Here is an 18,660-nt window from a genome sequence, read left to right as displayed (position 1 = left end):
CCGCGGCGATCGCCACTTGACGCTGTTATTGTCCGCGTCCTGGTTTGCAATCTGCAAAACCTAATGCCTCTGTGTCAAGGAAACTAGCGATCGCCATCTCAATGACTGCTTCGATTGGGTATTCAATTTCAGCAGCACGAGCAATTAGGGCAGCACGAATTCGTTCAGGAAAACGTCCTAAAATAACTTCGGCATCAGCGAGGGAAAGTTGCTCTTGAAGTTTGGCTTGCATGGCTTTAGATCTCAGTTGGAATTGGGAAGTTGTAAGGGGGTTCAGCAGCTCTTAGAATGATGGCTTCTAGCTCCAATAGTAACGCAGGGTTCTCAAGCGTGAGAAATTGTCTGTACCGCAATCCGTATGTCTTCATCGCTATATTTATCGAGCCATGCCCACAAAAAAGCTTTGTGCCCACCACTGAAGCGACCTCGTAAGCTCTTGGTTTTACCGATGTAGAGCAATCCATCAGTTGTGTGCCTGATTGCATAAATGCCAGGACGCGCAGGAATGCTCTCAAACCCACGGGTCAAGGGTTGACATTGCTCAAAAGGAATGAAAGCAATCGCATCTAGAATTCTTCGTGCTTGGATTTGTAGGTCAGAATCATTCGTTGGCATGAAGGCAAGAAGGCTGATTGCACAGAAATCATAATCCCACAAATTCTGTTACAACCATCATCAACTGCAGCGAAAGGCTTCTGGCTACTGCTCTTCAACTCTCTAGCTGATTAATCAGTTTAGCTGCCAAGTCTTCTGCTAAAGATAGTATGCTTATGACCATTTTGACATCATCTGAGTCGAAAGACGTACTAAATGTGTTGGTTTTACTTGAAACCAAGAAGTGCAACCTTGTCTTTTTATAGCTCCAAAATAGGAAGTGTGATGTTTCACTAGAGACTGTCACGGATAAAGTCTCACTAACTTCACCGCTCAGGACAAAATCTTCTGAAAATCTTCCTGAATATTTCTGTTGTTGAAGAAATTACATTTTCTGGTGCGCTTTTTTAAGATCGCTTACCAATTTAGGAACCCTGGAACTGGATACAACAGACACTCCAGGTGTATATCTTCCATCAGGACCCGGAACAAAAAAGCGAATGTACCACTTACTATTCTGTGCAGCATTACGATAAGCAACTAATGATGCTGTAATGTTCGGCAATTCCAGATCTTGCTCAAGTTGTCTAGGATTCATGGTGACAATTCAACACAGTCATACACAGTGTTCCCCAGTTGAACCTTCAATGCTCAACTGATACCTTCAAGCTACTATCTCAACCCAGGTTTAGCGACTTAACTTATAATTCTCTTGCAGTTGCGGTACAATACCTGATATAATAGAAGAATACCGCAGATTACTCAGGTATGTCAACCCCTTTTTACCCCCGTCGGAATCTCCTTTTCTTAATCGAGTTCGGCGCACCATCCGACTCAAACATCTTACTCGTCGCACTTAAAAAAGTTATCTTTATTACAGACTAGACTATTTATTTGCATCATCAGCGACATCACAAGACATGGCAGTTCAAGAGATTCGTGTTTATCTTTCCTAACCTAAATTCTGGAATATCTAATGTCTAGACGTGATAATTTACATTTCTCCCTGCGTCGCACCCTCGAAAAAGACGGGTGGACAATTACGGACGATCCTTTAGTCTTAGTGTTAGAGCATACTCTTTTGAAAGCCGACTTAGGAGCAGAAAAGTTTTTCAATGCCGAAAAAGAATGGCATAAAATCGCTGTTGAAATCAAAGACATTGATTGGTAAGGGCGATCGCACGCAGACCGAGCAAGTCAGCTATAATCATATAAGTACATTAATTTTACTGTTAGTGTAAAACTCCCATGAACCAACCAGCAAAAACTTTCACATATCCAGTGATTTTTTTGAGACTCGGAAAGCTCGAAAAAAAATTGTTAGAAAATTTGCGACTGCTTCCGACAGAAAGGCGACAGGAAGTTCTTGACTTTGTGCAATTTCTCGTATACCAAGCACAAAAAGTAAAACAGCCACCGAATGAAAGTTCTGAATCTAATATTTCGCAAACAGAACTACCGCATTCCAAGCGCTCATTTATTGATTGTTTAAGGGTATTAGTAGAATCCCCTCCAATACTAGAACCGTTTGTAGAGATAACAACCCAACAAGATTTAACCGCGGCCCAATTAACAGAGTTTTTTGCAGTCAACAGCGAAGAATATTTAATTGACTCAGCTATTACTCGCAGTCACGATGCTTTTTTGAAAGGCTACGCACCCGAAGACGAAGGACTCTATGACGACTATTGAACCGGGTGATTTTTGGGTAGCAAATATTCCCTTTACAAGTGGCGCAGGCTCTAAAAAACGCCCCATACTTTTACTGTGGTTGGATGGAGAGGATGTTGTAGCAGCAGCCGTCACCTCTGCAAAACCCCGCAGCCAAACTGATGTATTTCTTAATGATTGGTCTGCCAGCGGTTTGCGCGTTGCTTCAACAGTACGCTTGTCTAGATTAGATTGTCTGGAAAAGTTTTTGTTGCTAGCGAAAATCGGGCAAATTTCTCAAGCAGATGCAGCAGCAGTGAAACAAGTCTGGGATTTGTACGTTAAGCCTCAATTCTAATAATAGTTCGATCGCCCTCAACTCCCCAACTCCCCTCAACTCCCCTCTCCCATCCCCCAACAGCCCAACAATACTTAATAAAAACTTTACAAAACTTACCCGATCGCCCAACATGGGTTAGAGTTATCTTATAAAATCCAGCAATCCTGCAAAGCGTCAACCTTCTCGTCACTTATCCAGTGGTTCGATGACTCAAACCCAAAGCACTAAAACCGCCACCGCACCAGCAATTTATTCCTTGACAATTGCTCCCGCCTGTGTATTGCGGGGTCGATCGGCGATCGCACAAGCCGGAGATGCGATCGCCCGTTTCGGAAAGCGGCCGCTAATCGTCGGCGGCAGCAACTCCCTCGCCGCCGCCCAACCCTACCTGCAACCAATCCTCGAAAAGCAGGAGTTACAATCCGCCGAAACAGCATACGGCAAGGATTGCAGCGAAAGAAGCCTCGAAACCCTCCGCGCAGCAGCCCAAACCCATCAAGCCGACTTCATCATCGGAGTTGGCGGCGGCAAAGCCTTAGACGCAGCCAAACTCGTCGCCCATCAGTGCAAAATCCCGATCGTCACAATACCGACATCAGCAGCCACTTGTGCAGCTTGGACAGCCCTTTCTAACATTTATTCAGAACAAGGTGCATTCCAATACGATGTCACATTAGCCAGATGTCCCGACTTATTAATACTCGACTACGGCTTAATTCAAACCGCACCGCAGCGGACATTAGTAGCAGGAATTGGAGATGCGATCGCCAAATGGTACGAAGCATCAGTCAGCAGCGGACACTCGGAACAAACCCTGATTATTTCGGCCGTTCAACAAGCTAGAATACTGCGCGATATTTTATTCCAAAAATCAGCCGCCGCCCTCAAAGAACCCGGTAGCGAAACCTGGCAAGAAGTCACAGATGCCGCCGTATTGCTAGCAGGAGTAATCGGCGGAATTGGCGGCGCCCAATGCCGCACCGTCGCCGCCCACGCCGTCCACAACGGCCTAACTCATCTATTAGCAAGTCACGGCACATTGCACGGCGAAAAAGTCGCCTACGGCATTTTAGTACAACTGCGGTTAGAAGAAATGCTGCAAAACAATCAACTCGCCGCTAGCGCCAGACAGCAACTGCTAAAATTCTACGCCGAGATTGGATTGCCCCAAACTTTAGACAACCTAGGACTCGGAGACATTACCATCACAGAATTGCAGCGCGCCGCTGACATAGCCTGCAATCCCAATTCCGACATCCACAGACTGCCTTTTAAAGTTGTTCCCCAACAATTAATGGCAGCGATGGTTTCTACCACCGCACCTGTGGGAGAATTAAAGATTAAGAATTAAAACAGTTTGTAGTAAGGACTTTAGTCCTGAAAAGGCTGTGCTAGCAAGGACGAAAGTCCTTACTACAAACCAGGAAAACTGACAACTGACAAAAAATAAATGACCTTGGATTGGATTACCCCTGCTGACAGGTTGCAAAAACTACCGCCCTACGTATTTGCCCGTCTCGACGAACTCAAAGCCCGCGCCCGCGAACAAGGACTCGATTTAATAGACTTAGGAATGGGAAACCCTGACGGTGCCACTCCTCAACCAGTAGTAGAAGCCGCCGTCGCAGCCATCCAAAATTCTGCCAATCACGGCTATCCACCCTTTGAAGGAACTGCCAGTTTCCGCCGTACTATTACTAAATGGTACAGCCGCCGCTACAACGTTGAACTCGATCCAGAAAGCGAAGCTTTGCCTTTGTTGGGTTCTAAAGAAGGTTTAGCACATTTTGCGATCGCCTATATCAATCCAGGGGACTTAATATTAGTACCAAGTCCTGCTTATCCCGTATTATTTCGCGGCCCAATAATCGCTGGTGCAAAAGTTCACAACATCATCCTCAAACCAGAAAATGACTGGGTAATTGACTTAGCCGACATTCCCGACAGCGTAGCCGAACAAGCCAAAATACTCTATTTCAATTATCCCAGTAATCCGACTGGAGCCACTGCACCCCGCGAATTTTACAAAGATATTGTGGCTTTCGCACACAAACATCAAATCTTGCTGGTTCACGACTTGTGTTATGCCGAATTAGCCTTTGACGGGTATCAACCGACAAGTTTATTAGAAATTCCCGGCGGTAAAGAAATCGGTGTTGAATTTCACACCATGTCAAAAACCTACAATATGGCCGGCTGGCGAGTCGGTTTTGTAGTAGGAAATAGCAAGATTATTCAAGGTTTGCGGACTTTAAAAACTAACCTAGATTACGGTATATTTTCCGCATTGCAAGCAGCAGCAGAAACAGCACTGCAATTGCCCGACAGTTACTTGCACGAAGTGCAGAATCGTTACAGGACTCGCCGGGATTTCATGGTTGAAGGATTGGCCGAATTAGGGTGGAATATTCCGAAACCTCTGGCTGCAATGTATCTTTGGGTTCCCTGCACTCCGGGCATGAGTTCGACTGATTTTGCCCTGAATGTTTTGCAGCAAACGGGTGTTGTGGTGACTCCTGGCAATGCTTTTGGGCCGGGCGGCGAAGGATATGTGAGAATTAGTTTAATTGCAGATTGCGATCGACTGGGAGAAGCATTGCGGCGCATGAAACAAGCTAATATTCGATATTAGTCATTAGTTAGTGGTTATTAGTTAGTTGTTGGCGATCGTAACCAATTATTAACTACCAAGGACTAATGACTAATGACTACTGACTACTAACTACTGACTATAACGTTTTAATTTGCTCAATCACCCAATCAAAAGTTTGCATAACTTGCTTGAGGGCAGATTCGTCTTGCAAAGTAAACAAAGCCAGACTCGGCGACCTTCTCTCGCCCGGTTCTATAGGTAACGACAGACCGATCGAACTTAGCTTGCTTCTCAATTCCAGCCAATTTTCTTCCGCATTAAACGGCGGCCCGGAACCGTAATTGTCAGCAGAAATCTCCATTCTGCCAGCAATATCTACAGTGAATAGCTGATAGGGTTTTCTTCCCCTTTGAGGCAATTGAGCTGCGAAACCGCCGTAAGCGTCCCCCGTTCCCCAGTGGATTTGAACTTCGGGTTCTTGACTTTTCGCCCAAAGGTAAATTGCTTTTGCCATTTGCGCCTCATCCGCGCCCCGTCTAGCTTTGATTTCCGCAAAAAATGAAGATTCATCCCAGCGCCTTCTTTCGCGTGTTGCGCTGGATTTTTTCTGCTGTGCTTCGGCTGTCTGACCGATCACTCTGGGAACCAAAGTTCTGAGGCCGTCTTCACTTACATACTGCTTAATTTCCAGGGCCAAAACTTCAACCGGGTCCATTTGTTCGTTGAGAAATTCCACAACTCGGCGCATTTCAGCGGAAATCTCGTCAGCTACAAACACTAAGCGAACTTTACCCGCTTGCAAATTAGTTTTAACCTTCTGCCAAAATCTGTCTTCATTAGCATCCGCACCGAGAAACTCTTCAAAAATCTGTTCGGGATCGCGACCCCGATCGCGACAATTAGCTTCAAACAGAGCAATAATTGAATCGACAGGCCAGTAAAACAACGCATTAGCAGCATAGTCGATCGACTGACCCAACACTTTTTGTCGCAGTTCGGCATTAAGAGTTCGCCGGACATCCACCAAAGTAGGAACTGCATTTTGGTCGAGAAACAAATGATCCAGCGACCACTGCACCGCTGTTTCCTCATCGCTGGGTGCAGCTTCCCGCGAAATTAACAGCCACCTCTGCGCCGTAGCCCGATCGATTTGGTCTCCCGGGATCAAATTAGGATAAGTTACTAGCAAGTCTTGTAATTGGTCTTCCGAGTCGTAGGGCTGTTCCATCATTTCTACCAGCCTGTCGTCGTCCTGAATCAGATAAATACCTCCAGCCATGCCAGCCCACCTACTTAATTTTAGATTTTAGATTTTAGATTTTAGATTTTAGATTTCAGGCTTAGTTATTAGTCTTCAGTCTTCAGTCCGCAGCCAATAACTTGTGAAGGCAGAAGGCATTGGTCAGAATTCAATACAGATTTTGAATTCAATAATTTTTATTGTTTGTTAATTAAACAAAAAAATCCTTCTGACGAGTGACTGATGCCTAATAACTGATAACTGATGACTGATGACTAATAACTAATCACTAATACAACCAGTAAATACTAGCTGTGCCGGCCCGGTCATGTAAATCCGCCCAGACACTTCTGCCCATTCGATTTCCAAAACGCCGCCGGGGAGTTCAACCGCAGTTGCCCGATCGCACTTCCCTACCAACACTCCAGCTACCACAGCAGCACAAGCACCAGTCCCACAAGCTAGAGTAACACCTGCGCCTCTTTCCCACACCCGCATTTTTACATAGTCCGAACGTACCACTTGAATAAATTCCGTATTGGTACGCTGCGGGAAGGCTTTGTTGTGCTCGAATTGAGGCCCGACAGTTTCTAAAGCAACAGCCGAAACATCCTCTACAAACGTAATGCAGTGGGGATTGCCCATGCTGACGCAGGTAACAGACCAAGATTTATCCGCAACTTCGATCGGCACATCAATAACTTTCGCATCCGGTGCGGCCAAAGTTGTCGGAATTTCCGCAGCCAGCAGCCGGGGAACTCCCATATCCACCTTAACCTGACCGTCCGATCGCAATTCAGTGATAATAACGCCCGCACCGGTGTGAATCCGGTACTCAGTCTTAGATTCACTCCCCGCCGAAGCTTGGGGGGGTTGGGAGGGATGAATTTCCGACGATTCCAAATCGGCGATAAACTTAGCCAAACAGCGAATCCCGTTGCCGCACATTTCCGGTTCCGAACCGTCGGAGTTAAAAATCCGCATCGTATAGTCAGTGCCGTTTTGACCCGGAAGAGCAAATATCGCGCCGTCTGCGCCAATCCCGAAATGTCGATCGCACAAATCCACAGCTTGTTCTGGTGTAATCGCCGGTTCTGACGAGTGGCGGTTGTCAATCAGAATAAAATCATTTCCCAGCCCCTGATACTTCGCAAACTCGATCGGCATAAAAACAAACCTCTTTTGGTTAAAACTGATTAGATAATTCGATCGCCAAATTACCAATTTCCCACTATTATAAAACTTTATGCAATTTATCGTCCTTTCTAGTGCAATATCAAGACATATAATATTTATAACTCCACAGCGATATCTAATTAATGCTGATGTCAATGGCTCAATGAAGATCTGTCGAAAAGTAGCGGCCAATGGGTTTATCCTTCATCGAGTAGAGGCGCTTGTAGTTGGGCCAGTACCGTTTAAACCGTATAAACAGAAGAATATGGTTTAAGGTAATATTTGACTATATTTTTCTGAACTATGTCTGAATTTGAAACCGGATTGCCCAGCGTTCGCTTAATACAAAGCTACATCAAAGACAAAGAACAGGTGGAGATCAAACTCCTTACTGGCGACTTACTAGCGGGCAGAATTTTTTGGCAGGATCATAGCTGCATTTGCCTCCTCGATGCCTCAGAACAACAAATTCTGATTTCGCGACCAGCAATTGCTTATATCAAACCCAACGGCTGAGGAGAGTGGGAGAGTGGGAGAGTGGGAGAGTGGGGGAGGGGGAGATTGGGAGAGGGGAAAAATCTTCCCTCTTCCCTCTTCCCTCTTCCCTCTTCCTTCTTCCTTCTTCCCTCTTCCTTCTTCCCTCTTCCTTCCCTCTTCCCTCTTCCTTCTTCCTTCTTCCTTCTTCCCTCTTCCTTCTTCCTTCTTCCTTCTTCCTTCTTCCCTAATCGCTAAACAGCTTTTCGCTGACTTGGGCGGTAATAAAAGGCAGCTTTAAAGCAGATTGCCGAACTGGCGGCGAGGCCGTCCGCTGCATCAAGCCTAGTTCGTAGAAGCCGCCGCACAGCAGCAAACGATCGCCTTCTTGCAAATTGGTAGTTCCGTCCGGCCAGCGAGTAAATTTCCCTTCCCGGCGGATCGCCCGCACCTGCACCCCGTACTGGGTCAGCAAATCTACCTCTGACAGTTTTTTGCCCGCCCAAGGGCTGTTTGCTGGCAGCCTCAGCCACTGGCAGGAACTGTCGCCCTGCGGCACTGCAACTTCGCCCTTCGCCAGCAACTCAAAACTGATGAGTTCTTCGGGTTCTCCCACTACAAAAAGTCGATCGCCCAACTGCAAAGCTGTCTTGCCGTTAGGATAATCAATTTCCTCGCCATTCTTGCGGACGATCGCCATCACGCTGACCCCTGTCAACTGCCGCAAGTTAGTTTCTTCCAGAGTCATGCTGGCGATGGGAGAACCTAACGGCAAGCTGTACCACTCGCTGTTCATATCTCGAACCGCCACTTTCAAATCCCGCGAAACCGCCAAAGGTTCGCGCGGCGGCCGCAATTCCAGATAGCGGCTGCTGCGAATTTGCTGCACTTCCCGCGCGATCGCGGTTGCCGAGATCCCGATGCCAGCCAGCAAGTGGGCAGACAGTTCTAAACTCGCCTCAAACTCCGGCTGCACGACTTCCCAGGCCCCCAGTTGGTAAAGCAGTTCGATGTCTTTATCTTGGTTGGCCCGCACCACAATATCCAAATCCGGGACTAATTCTAAAGCCCGCTTTAGACACAAGCGAGTGCTCATGGGATCGGGAAGGGCGATCGCCATTGCTTTTGCCCGTTCCACCCGCGCGGCTTCCAATACGTGCAAGCTGGCAGCATTCCCGTAAATGTAAGGAATTCCTTGGACTCTGCAATCTTGAATTCTACTTTCTGACTCGTCGATCACCACAACTGAACAGTTGCGGCTTTGCAGCATTTTGACTAAAATTCTGCCGACTCGCCCGTAGCCGCAAACCACAACATAATTTTGTTCCGGCAAAGTTTCAGCTATTGCCACAGGTTGAGATGTTTCGTCAAAATAGCGCTGCAAAGGCCCGAATTTTTCCGCCCATTTCAATAACTGCGGCACGCTTCTCAACACAAACGGAGTCAGCACGAGAGTGACGGCTGTCGTTCCTAAAATTAACAGGTAAACGTTCCGCGAAACCAGCCCCATAGCTTGGCCGGAACTAGCGAGTACAAAGGAGAATTCTCCTATTTGAGCTAAGCCCAAACCTGCGATCAATGCTGTTTTTAGCGGATAGCCAAATAATCGGACGATCGGCGTTATAATCAAGAATTTGCCGACAAATACTATAAATACCAGTCCCAGAATTACTTCTAGATGGTTCCACAGAAACACCGGGTCAATTAACATTCCGATGGTGACAAAAAATAAGGATGCAAAAATATCTCGCAAAGGCTCGACATAAGTTAGAGTTTGGTCGGCATATTCCACCTCCGAAATCATTAAACCCGCCACAAATGCGCCCATCTCGATCGAAAAACCCAAATATTCTGTAAGCAGCGCAATCCCTAAAGCCAAAACCACAACTCCCAGCAAAAACAGTTCCCGACTTTCTGTTTTCGCGAGGTAGCGCAGCAACTGCGGTACCATCCAAATGCCCGCGACTACAGCACCGGCAGCAAATAACCCGATCCGCAGCAGGGCCCACGCTACCGTCATGCCGATCGCTTCTGCTGGCTGGTTGAGTGCCGGCAAAACTGCTAGCATTAGCCCCAAAGCCAAATCTTGAACTACTAATATTCCCAGCATGACTTGACCGTGGGAAGTACCGGATTCATTGCGTTCCATCAAGCATTTCAGGACGACTGCGGTCGAGGAAAGCGACAGAATCGCTCCTAAAAACACGCCTTGAGCGGGCGATTCTACCCAGCCTACAGCCAAGGAAATTGCAGTAGTAATGGCGATCGTCAGCACAATTTGCAAGCCCCCCCCGCCCAAACTAATGGCTTTTACTTTCTGGAGTTCGGCGAAAGAAAATTCCACTCCCAAGGCAAATAACAGAAAAGCAACCCCGAATTCAGCCAGGGTGTCTACCTGAATTAATTCTTTAATCAGCCCCAAACCGGCCGGCCCAATTACGATCCCTCCCAGGAGATACCCGAGAATTACCGGCTGTCGCAACAGCGATGCAAAGAGTCCTCCTGCTGCGGCAGCAGCGAGAACTAGAACTAAGTCAACGATCAGTCGGAAGTCTTCTTGCACAACTTTATGAAAAAAGTATAAAGTTATATTATAGTGTCTAATGTGTTGACTATGTTTAGTGGGTTGAGTGTAGTTGGGGATCGAGGGCAACTGCAACTATAGAACCAGGTATTTTCTGATACCAAAGAATTTATCTCCTCACAAAAAGCTTAACCTCTTGCAAGTCGATCGAGGCATTGGGGCTGGATTGGGGGTAATGTTTTACCTCAACCCGATGAGGGCGGAAAGATTAAATTAAGTTACTTTTTTTAATCAATTTCAGGCTGGGTGGAGTGATGTTGATTGCTTTTTTGTAGGGAGCGGTTTGATCGTGGTGTACGTTCACAGATCGGCGATCGGTAAAAAAAATTAGTTGAAATCGTGTTTAGTCAAGCCATGCTTGCGGATTTACCCAATCTACTGCATAATTACTCTGACAGTTTTGTGTTTTTTTCTAGTAATCCCCGGTTTTGCTAACAATAAAGATTGAGGTTTTAGACAAGTAATTTTGTCGTTGCTCTTGATACCTCAAAATGACAAGTCCATTCGAGATCTAGGTTGACAAAGCTGCCGTCGCACCTGTAAAGACTTCACTAGAGGCGATCGAGTCCCTAACTTTAGGACACCCGTATTTGCTCGGTCACGAACTGAGCATTGCCGATTTCTAGCTAATTCCCGTCTTCACCTACCTATCGCAGACCCCAGAGTACGAAGCCACGATCGCTCAAACTCCGAAACTGCGGACTTGGTGGAATGAAGTCAGTCAACTTCCCAGCGTCAAGAAAGTCTGTACTTGATTGACATCTGTAGCATTTTATAAATCACGGGTTTACAACCATGTCCCATTTATTTGAGCCCTTCGATCAACGTGGCGTTAGCTTCCGAAATCGCATTGCAGTTTCTCCCATGTGTCAATATTCCAGTGTTGATGGGTTCGCGAATGATTGGCATCTGGTTCATCTCGTCAGTCGAGCCGTAGGAGGGGCAGGGCTGGTGATGACTGAAGCAGCAGCAGTCGAGCCTGAAGGACGAATTACGCCGCAAGATTTGGGAATCTGGCAAGATGCTCACATTGAAATGCTGGCGCGAATCGTCGAGTTAATTCACCGCAACGGTGCGGTTGCTGGAATTCAACTTGCTCATGCAGGTCGAAAAGCCAGTACAGCACTTCCGTGGGATGGCGGCGAGGTGCTTTCGGAATCTCAAGGGGGATGGACTTCGATCGCGCCTAGCGCCATTCCTTTTGAACCCAATACCCCCGCCCCGACCGCTCTGAGTATCGAAGACATTCAGAAGCAGACGACACTCTTTGTCAGCGCAGCCCAACGCGCCCTAGAAGCCGGATTTGACCTAATAGAGATTCATGCGGCTCACGGCTACCTACTGCATGAATTTATGTCTCCCTTGAGCAATCAGCGGACAGATGACTATGGTGGCAGTTTTGAGAATCGCATCCGGTTTTTATGTGAAGTCGTAGAAGCCGTGCGAAATGTTTTGCCGGATCGAACACCGCTTTGGGTTCGCATTTCTGCAACCGATTGGGTTCCAAATGGTTGGGACATTGAACAAAGTATTGTACTCAGCTATAAATTAAAGTCACTGGGCGTTGATTTAATCGATTGTTCCTCAGGCGCCATTGTACCGGGTGTAAAGATTCCCACGGGTGCAGGTTATCAAACTACCTTTGCCGAGAGCATTCGACGCTCCGGGAACATCGCCACCGGAGCAGTTGGTATGATTACTGCACCCGCGCAGGCTGACCACATCATCCGTACAGGTCAAGCAGATATGGTATTACTTGCCAGAGAAATGCTGCGCGATCCTTATTGGCCGATGCGGGCTGCCAAGCAACTACGTCAGTCGGTGCCTGCTCCAATTCAATACGCTCGCGCTTGGTAATTAAGCGGATTTGCGATCGGTTTTACACAGATCCACTAGGAGTCCCTTTTTTAGTGTTTCTGTAAACCAGTCGCTCAATAAAGGCTTGTTTGATTCTGCGATCGCCTCAAGTACAAGGCACGTTCCCATCGCCGTGACGTGAGCCGATTTAATCAATTAACAGGAGTGAATATGTCTGAGATTCAAAACAAGGTTGTCATCATTACTGGAGCAAGTAGCGGTTTAGGTGAAGCCACCGCCCATCGTTTAGCCGCCAGCGGAGCCAAACTGATGCTTGCTGCCCGCCGCGAAGATAGACTCAAGGACTTGGTGGCTGCAATCGAAAAAACAGGTGGCACCGTTGCCTATCGAGTCACCGATGTTGCCGATCGCGCCCAGATGCAAGCATTGGCGGACGCAACGCTGGAAACATACGGACGCATTGATGTGCTGGTCAATAATGCGGGTTTAATGCCACTGGCTCCCCTTGACCAGATTAAGGTCGATGAGTGGGATCAAATGATTGATGTCAACATTAAAGGCGTACTTTACGGTATCGCAGCAGTGCTGCCGACTATGCGCCAACAGAAGTCTGGACACGTAATCAACTTGTCGTCGGTTGCAGGACACAAAGTATTTCCGGCGGCGGCAGTTTACTGTGCTACAAAGTATGCCGTGCGAGCAATCTCCGAAGGGCTGCGGCTGGAGTCAAACGGTGAAATTCGTTCTACGAACATTTCACCCGGTGCGGTTGCGACTGAATTAACCAGTACCATCACTCATGGTGAGACGGCATCAGGGATAAATCAGTTGTATTCAATCGCCATTGATGCGGATGCGATCGCCCGGGCGATTGCCTATGCCATCGACCAACCCGGTGATGTGGATGTCAACGAAATGATCATCCGTCCGACTCGTCAGGAGTTGTGAAGTGGGGCGCATGAGAGTCGATGACTCTCAATTGAATACGGCTCAACGGCTCAACTGTTCCTGAGTCATCCATAGCTTGATTCAGTAACGCCGAACCGGAAGCGATCGCATTTGACTTACCGGGTTTTGGCGAAACTCCGTTGCTGACAAGTGAAGTTTCGATGCGAACGCTAGCCGATGCAGTCAGTCGGACAGCGCTCTTTGCCCTGTTTTCGGCGCATCCCTGGCAATTGTCGCGTCAAATAACTCTCGAATAGATGCGGAGTTTTGTGGCTGCGCCGTGTTTTGATGAATTGCTGTATTAGCTTGCTTGCGGAGAACTCAGCAAGGTTTGGCGGTGGGTTCGATCGCACATCCCCTCGCGATCGGTTGGCACTCCCAATTCGTTTATCTGAGGGCATCGTTGTGTCGATCGCACCCTCCTAGGTCAAACTCAACAATCTAATCAATCTAGAAACCATAATATCGGATAATTGTAAAGAAATTCACCAAGCCAACAGCATGAGTATTGACCAATTAAACACAGACTACGGCATTGCCGGGAACCTCACCTTCGCCACCGGAAACGGTGGTTTCCCGATGATTCACATCGACAACGGTCAAGCCAAAGCCTTAATTTCTGTGTATTCCGGTCAAGTGCTCTCCTTTCAACCAGCCACCGAAACCACAGACTTGATGTTCGTCAGCGAAAAAGCCTACTACGCCGAAGGGAAAGCCATCAAAGGCGGTATACCCATCTGTTGGCCCTGGTTTGGCCCCGATCCCGAAGCCTTGGGGCGTCCGAGTCATGGCTTTGTGCGGAATCGCCTCTGGAATGTGCTAGAAACCGCCACAACCGCAGACGGCGCAACCAAAGTCACTCTCGGACTCAAGGATACCGATGAAACTAGAGCAATTTGGCCGCAAGCCTTTGAACTGGCGATCGCAATTACGATCGGCACCAGCCTCACTGTAGAATTAATCACCCGCAATCTAGGCGACAAAGCATTTCCCCTCACCCAAGCTTTGCACACCTATTTCCAAGTCGGCGATATCAACCGCGTGCAGGTTTTAGGTTTAGAAAATAGCCAGTATCTTGATAAAGCTGATGGTGGTGTCGAAAAAACTCAAGTGGGTGCAGTGGTAGTAGCAGGTGAAGTCGATCGCATTTATCTTGATGTCACCAATGAATTAGTCATTGACGATAGCGCCCTCAATCGTCGGATTCGCATTAAATCATCGGGTAGTAAATCCGTCGTAGTGTGGAATCCTTGGGTGACAATTTCTGCAAATATGGCCGACCTTGATGATGCAGATTATCAGCGTTTACTGTGCGTAGAAACGAGCAATGCGGCTACAGATATTGTGGAAGTTGCCCCTCATGGTGAGTTCCGCTTGCAGGCAATTTACAGCGTTGAACGCGACTAAGGAATTAGAACTTAATCTTAGCGGTGATGGGGCAAAAATTCTCAGTAAGCTGTTAAACATTTCAATTGGATATTTTGGGCGTTGCTCAAATCCCACCCACAAGACTGGGATTGTTTCTTTAAATACAACTTAAATGCCGATTAGCTGATTGAATTGAAAAACTCGGTCACCCTAATGACTAATAATACCCAATCCGAGATTTCTCCCCTGTTTATTTCTTAGTCCGCGCAAGACGTTCGGCTAGCGCTCAGTCGAATTGGCCGCAGAGGAAAGTTTGTATGATAGGTTTCAACAGCCGACTCCTATTTTTCTAATTACCATCAATTATTATTATGCAAATCTTCAACTGGACAAAACTTCAAAATGGATCAGACATTCGCGGTATCGCCCTCGAAGGCGTTCCCAATGAAAAAGTCAACCTAACGCCCGAAGTTGCGACAATCTTAGGTAAATCATTTGTCAGTTGGCTGGTGCAAAAAGTCAATAAACCAGTGGCAGAATTAACGATCGCGATCGGGCGTGACAGTCGCTTATCAGGGCCAACTTTAATGCAATCAGTCATGGAGGGAATCGCCTCAGTTGGTGCAACCGTGTACGACTTTGAAATGGCCTCAACTCCCGCCATGTTTATGAGTACCATTACCCCTAATTTTGATTGCGACGGCGCGATTATGCTCACTGCTAGCCATTTGCCATTTAATCGAAATGGCTTAAAGTTTTTCACTGCCAAAGGTGGGTTACAAAAGCAGGATATTACAGATATCTTAACACTAGCCCAAAGCAATTACTTTCAGCCAGCCTCATCGCCCGGTAAAATTACAAAGCATGATTTTATCTCAGTTTATGCTAACCAATTTGTCACAAAGATTAGGGAAGCAGTCAATCACCCCGATAATTTTGAGGAACCACTAACAGGATTAAAAATTGTTGTGGATGCGGGCAACGGTGCTGGCGGCTTTTATGTTGATAAAGTCTTAAAACCTTTAGGTGCAGACACTAAGGGCAGTCAGTTTTTAGAACCAGATGGTACTTTCCCCAATCATGTGCCCAATCCAGAAGATAAACAGGCAATGCAGTCAATTTGTCAAGCGGTAATTGAACATCAAGCTGATTTTGGGATTATTTTTGATACCGATGTCGATCGCAGTGCGGCCGTCGATGGAGTTGGCAAGGAACTTAATCGCAATCGCTTAATTGCCTTGATTTCTGCGATCGTATTACAAGAACACCCAGGCTCTACCATTGTTACCGATTCTATCACCTCTGATGGCTTGACACAATTCATCGAACAAAATTTAAAAGGGATTCACCATCGCTTTAAACGCGGCTACAAAAATGTGATTGACGAGTCGATACGCCTCAATCAAGCCGGACAGGAATCATGGCTGGCAATTGAAACCTCTGGACATGGAGCTTTGAAAGAAAATTACTTTCTGGATGATGGCGCTTATTTGGTCAGCAAGTTATTGATTGAATTGGCTAAATCAAAGCTAGCAAATCAATCTTTACCAGATTTAATAGCAAATTTAAAAGAGCCAGAAGAAAGTACAGAATTTCGGATTAAACTTAGTGGGGATGATTTCCAAGCCCAAGGATATCGCGTTATTGAGCAACTTCAAGAATTTGTCTCAACCCAAGCAGACTGGAAAATCGTTCCCAATAACTACGAAGGTCTGCGAATTTCCTGCACGTCAGCTAGCGAATCCGGCTGGTTTCTGTTACGCTTATCACTCCACGATCCGGTGATGCCTTTGAATGTTGAGTCTAATTTTAAGGGTGGTGTCGCTCGCATAGTGGCTCGGCTTTTAGCTTTTTTCCAAACAACAGAATCCCTTGATTTGTCGGCACTATCGAGCTAAGTTTTACTGGTGCCAGACTGTTAGTAAACCAAACCCAAGGAGGAATTTAATCATGTGGCTTTTAATCATAAAATGTTCTGCTGCAAGCTGGGATATCCATTCCAAAGCTTTTAAAGCGATCGCTGCCAAATATCCGGCCACGCCTCTTTCTTCCAAAAAGATGAAAGGCGATGCTCAACGCATCATGGAGTATCAGATTGAGAATGTCAACGATGTAGAGGAATTTATGGAAGAATGCTTGAGCTTAGATGGTTTCACCGCTACCTTTGAATCCCTATAATTCTAGGTGATAAGATTATAGCAATTCTCAATTTTTATCTCATATAATTTTAGAGGAGATTTAAGAATTGGGAATCAATAGTATTTGCCAAAAACAGGTTACAATAACTAGAGAGTTTGAGGAAGGTTCTCGGAAAATAAAGTGCAAAAAAAGCATTGAGTTAACAGCAGATGAGTTAACAATAATTCTGTCGCATTGCCGTGATATAACTAATACCAATTGTTAAAAGTTATGCAACAGTAGCTAGGGTCGATCAAATATAATCCCATCCGGTTATAGATGAAGAGTGTTTCTGTTCAAACTTCGGCTGTTCTGGATTTGTGGTGGTGGAAACGGTAGTGTGACCGTCTGGCTTAAGCAGGTTTTCCTCCTCGCATTACGGGAATTTTTATTATTCTTATCACCTCAAGTTAAGTATTGATTTAAGTTAGTCTCTCATCTCCAAATCTTTGAGTTTCCCAAGCTTTTTAGCTGCGGCTGTTTCTCTCGACTGATTGAGGGTTGCTATAGTGAGTCTAGATTGTTAAAAATATCTCAGCGAGAGAAAGGTTAAGGACACCTAGTGATGATAATGAGTGTGAGTCGAGGCAACGGCGGGCTAAGTGCGGAAATAGTTACGGGTAGGATTTTGCGGTGGCGGCAGTTGAAAGCAAACAAGCTAACTGCCAGTTCGATAGGGGGAATTGTTGCTGGCTTACTGAGTTTTGCCCTGCCGGTGCAAGCTTTGCAGGTAGTTGTAACACCGACAAATCCCGAACTGGGAGATACGCTGTCAGTCATGATTCAGGTTGACGGTAACGGCGGGGAAACTCCCAAAGTGTCTCTACAGCAAAAAAACTACCCCGCGTTTCCCGTTGGCAACGGACGCTTTCGGGCCCTGCTGCCGACGACGCCTGCTGAGAAACCCGGTGCCCGCCTTCTTCAAGTCGCAGGTGACGGACAAGTGCAGAAGTTAAGCGTGCAAGTGCGCGATCGAGATTTTCCCACTCAATCCATCTGGCTACCGCCTGGGAAAGATGAGGAAGGTACAGATGCGGAGTTCGATCGCGTAGACGCATTTAAAGCACTGGTGACACCCGAAAAATTTTGGGACGGCAAATTGTTGCGCCCCAACTCCGGCGAAATTACTACTATTTACGGAGTTCGCCGATACTATAATGGGGTATTTGCTCAGGACTACTACCACCGCGGCGTCGATTACGCGGGTGCTTACGGTTCGCCTGTAGTCGCACCAGCAGCAGGTCGGGTGTCTCTAGTGGGACGCGAATCTCAAGGGTTCAAAATCCACGGGAATGTCGTTGGTCTCGACCACGGTCAGGGGGTAGCAAGTATTTTGATGCACCTCAGCCGGATTGATGTCAAGGAAGGCGATGTCGTGAAAGCCGGTCAAGTAATTGGTGCTCTGGGGTCAACGGGGGCTGCCACAGGCCCTCACCTGCATTGGGGACTTTACGTGCACGGGCAGTCAGTCGATCCCGTACCTTGGAGGCTTCAGGGAATTGAGTAGGAATTTTTACGGGTTTTGACGAATAAAGCCGTCAATTATGGGGTAAGTTTGTGGCTAGGGTGTGCAGATAACTGTTATGGGTTATCAGTATTGAGTTAGGATTTGTATAAAAATTCTCAACTCAACTCTCAAAACTCGAATCTCAAGACGCTAACAATCGCGTCTTCACAAAACTTTATTGATGATGCCG

General features: G+C 46.8%; 19 protein-coding genes. 12 read left to right on the top strand and 7 right to left on the bottom strand.

Features of this window, described 5'->3' with window-relative positions; genetic code table 11:
• Window positions 1–25 precede the first annotated feature (25 nt).
• Both QUA54_RS04150 and QUA54_RS04145 read right to left on the bottom strand, forming a co-directional pair.
• A complete protein-coding gene (locus tag QUA54_RS04150) occupies window positions 26–232 on the bottom strand; it encodes a hypothetical protein (protein WP_006631417.1) in 207 nt (68 codons plus the stop codon).
• Between the two features lie 92 nt (window positions 233–324).
• On the bottom strand, window positions 325–657 hold the full coding sequence (locus QUA54_RS04145; RefSeq protein WP_333413472.1) for a GIY-YIG nuclease family protein: 333 nt from the start codon (window positions 655–657) through the stop codon (window positions 325–327).
• Window positions 658–1,570: 913 nt separating this feature from the next.
• Between QUA54_RS04145 and QUA54_RS04140 the strand changes: the two genes are divergently transcribed.
• The 5 genes from QUA54_RS04140 to QUA54_RS04120 all read left to right on the top strand — a co-directional run bounded on the left by QUA54_RS04140 (window position 1,571) and on the right by QUA54_RS04120 (window position 5,216).
• Window positions 1,571–1,765, top strand: a complete 195-nt coding sequence (locus QUA54_RS04140) for an element excision factor XisH family protein (RefSeq protein ID WP_333413471.1) — start codon at window positions 1,571–1,573, stop codon at window positions 1,763–1,765.
• A gap of 77 nt (window positions 1,766–1,842) precedes the next feature.
• Window positions 1,843–2,286, top strand: coding sequence for a hypothetical protein (locus QUA54_RS04135; RefSeq protein ID WP_333413469.1), 444 nt, complete (start codon window positions 1,843–1,845; stop codon window positions 2,284–2,286).
• Entirely contained in the window at window positions 2,273–2,602 is a 330-nt protein-coding gene (locus tag QUA54_RS04130) for a type II toxin-antitoxin system PemK/MazF family toxin (protein WP_333413467.1), read from the top strand. Before QUA54_RS04135 ends, QUA54_RS04130 begins: the two co-directional genes overlap by 14 nt.
• 187 nt (window positions 2,603–2,789) lie before the next feature.
• Window positions 2,790–3,935, top strand: a complete 1,146-nt coding sequence (locus tag QUA54_RS04125) for an iron-containing alcohol dehydrogenase family protein (protein WP_333413466.1) — start codon at window positions 2,790–2,792, stop codon at window positions 3,933–3,935.
• Between the two features lie 99 nt (window positions 3,936–4,034).
• Complete coding sequence (locus tag QUA54_RS04120) at window positions 4,035–5,216, top strand: aspartate aminotransferase (RefSeq protein ID WP_333413464.1); 1,182 nt, start codon at window positions 4,035–4,037, stop codon at window positions 5,214–5,216.
• A gap of 97 nt (window positions 5,217–5,313) precedes the next feature.
• Here the strand turns inward: QUA54_RS04120 and QUA54_RS04115 are convergent, their stop codons facing one another.
• On the bottom strand, window positions 5,314–6,456 hold the full coding sequence (locus tag QUA54_RS04115; protein WP_333413462.1) for a hypothetical protein: 1,143 nt from the start codon (window positions 6,454–6,456) through the stop codon (window positions 5,314–5,316).
• 243 nt (window positions 6,457–6,699) lie between these two features.
• Window positions 6,700–7,584 (bottom strand): diaminopimelate epimerase, encoded by an 885-nt coding sequence (gene dapF / locus QUA54_RS04110; RefSeq protein ID WP_333413461.1) that lies wholly within the window; start codon window positions 7,582–7,584, stop codon window positions 6,700–6,702.
• Between the two features lie 312 nt (window positions 7,585–7,896).
• On the opposite strand from dapF, the gene QUA54_RS04105 reads away from it, so the two are divergent.
• A complete protein-coding gene (locus QUA54_RS04105; protein ID WP_333190636.1) occupies window positions 7,897–8,109 on the top strand; it encodes an Hfq-related RNA-binding protein in 213 nt (70 codons plus the stop codon).
• Between the two features lie 205 nt (window positions 8,110–8,314).
• Here QUA54_RS04105 and QUA54_RS04100 read toward each other — a convergent pair whose 3' ends face one another.
• Entirely contained in the window at window positions 8,315–10,630 is a 2,316-nt protein-coding gene (locus tag QUA54_RS04100) for a cation:proton antiporter domain-containing protein (protein ID WP_333203463.1), read from the bottom strand.
• Between the two features lie 816 nt (window positions 10,631–11,446).
• On the opposite strand from QUA54_RS04100, the gene QUA54_RS04095 reads away from it, so the two are divergent.
• Complete coding sequence (locus QUA54_RS04095; RefSeq protein WP_333413458.1) at window positions 11,447–12,508, top strand: NADH:flavin oxidoreductase/NADH oxidase; 1,062 nt, start codon at window positions 11,447–11,449, stop codon at window positions 12,506–12,508.
• Here the strand turns inward: QUA54_RS04095 and QUA54_RS04090 are convergent, their stop codons facing one another.
• Window positions 12,509–12,664 carry a hypothetical protein gene (locus tag QUA54_RS04090; RefSeq protein ID WP_333413456.1) on the bottom strand — a complete coding sequence of 52 codons (156 nt, stop codon included), beginning with the start codon at window positions 12,662–12,664 and terminating at the stop codon, window positions 12,509–12,511.
• Window positions 12,665–12,679: 15 nt separating this feature from the next.
• Here QUA54_RS04090 and QUA54_RS04085 point away from each other — a divergent pair, with 15 nt between their 5' ends.
• On the top strand, window positions 12,680–13,417 hold the full coding sequence (locus QUA54_RS04085) for an SDR family oxidoreductase (RefSeq protein WP_333413454.1): 738 nt from the start codon (window positions 12,680–12,682) through the stop codon (window positions 13,415–13,417).
• Between the two features lie 170 nt (window positions 13,418–13,587).
• Here the strand turns inward: QUA54_RS04085 and QUA54_RS04080 are convergent, their stop codons facing one another.
• Window positions 13,588–13,818, bottom strand: coding sequence for a hypothetical protein (locus tag QUA54_RS04080; RefSeq protein WP_333413452.1), 231 nt, complete (start codon window positions 13,816–13,818; stop codon window positions 13,588–13,590).
• Window positions 13,819–13,918: 100 nt separating this feature from the next.
• On the opposite strand from QUA54_RS04080, the gene QUA54_RS04075 reads away from it, so the two are divergent.
• The 4 genes from QUA54_RS04075 to QUA54_RS04060 all read left to right on the top strand — a co-directional run bounded on the left by QUA54_RS04075 (window position 13,919) and on the right by QUA54_RS04060 (window position 18,470).
• A complete protein-coding gene (locus QUA54_RS04075; RefSeq protein ID WP_333413450.1) occupies window positions 13,919–14,824 on the top strand; it encodes a D-hexose-6-phosphate mutarotase in 906 nt (301 codons plus the stop codon).
• A gap of 332 nt (window positions 14,825–15,156) precedes the next feature.
• Window positions 15,157–16,683, top strand: coding sequence for a phosphomannomutase/phosphoglucomutase (locus QUA54_RS04070; RefSeq protein ID WP_333413448.1), 1,527 nt, complete (start codon window positions 15,157–15,159; stop codon window positions 16,681–16,683).
• A gap of 52 nt (window positions 16,684–16,735) precedes the next feature.
• Window positions 16,736–16,963 carry a hypothetical protein gene (locus QUA54_RS04065; protein WP_172186733.1) on the top strand — a complete coding sequence of 76 codons (228 nt, stop codon included), beginning with the start codon at window positions 16,736–16,738 and terminating at the stop codon, window positions 16,961–16,963.
• 565 nt (window positions 16,964–17,528) lie between these two features.
• Window positions 17,529–18,470: a M23 family metallopeptidase gene (locus tag QUA54_RS04060; RefSeq protein WP_333413581.1), complete on the top strand. Its 942-nt coding sequence runs from the start codon at window positions 17,529–17,531 to the stop codon at window positions 18,468–18,470.
• The last annotated feature ends 190 nt before the right edge of the window (window positions 18,471–18,660 follow it).

It is taken from the genome of Microcoleus sp. MOSTC5, assembly GCF_036701825.1.
In the GTDB taxonomy this organism is placed as follows: domain Bacteria; phylum Cyanobacteriota; class Cyanobacteriia; order Cyanobacteriales; family Microcoleaceae; genus Microcoleus; species Microcoleus asticus.
This window is presented reverse-complemented; position numbering and strand designations above follow the sequence as displayed.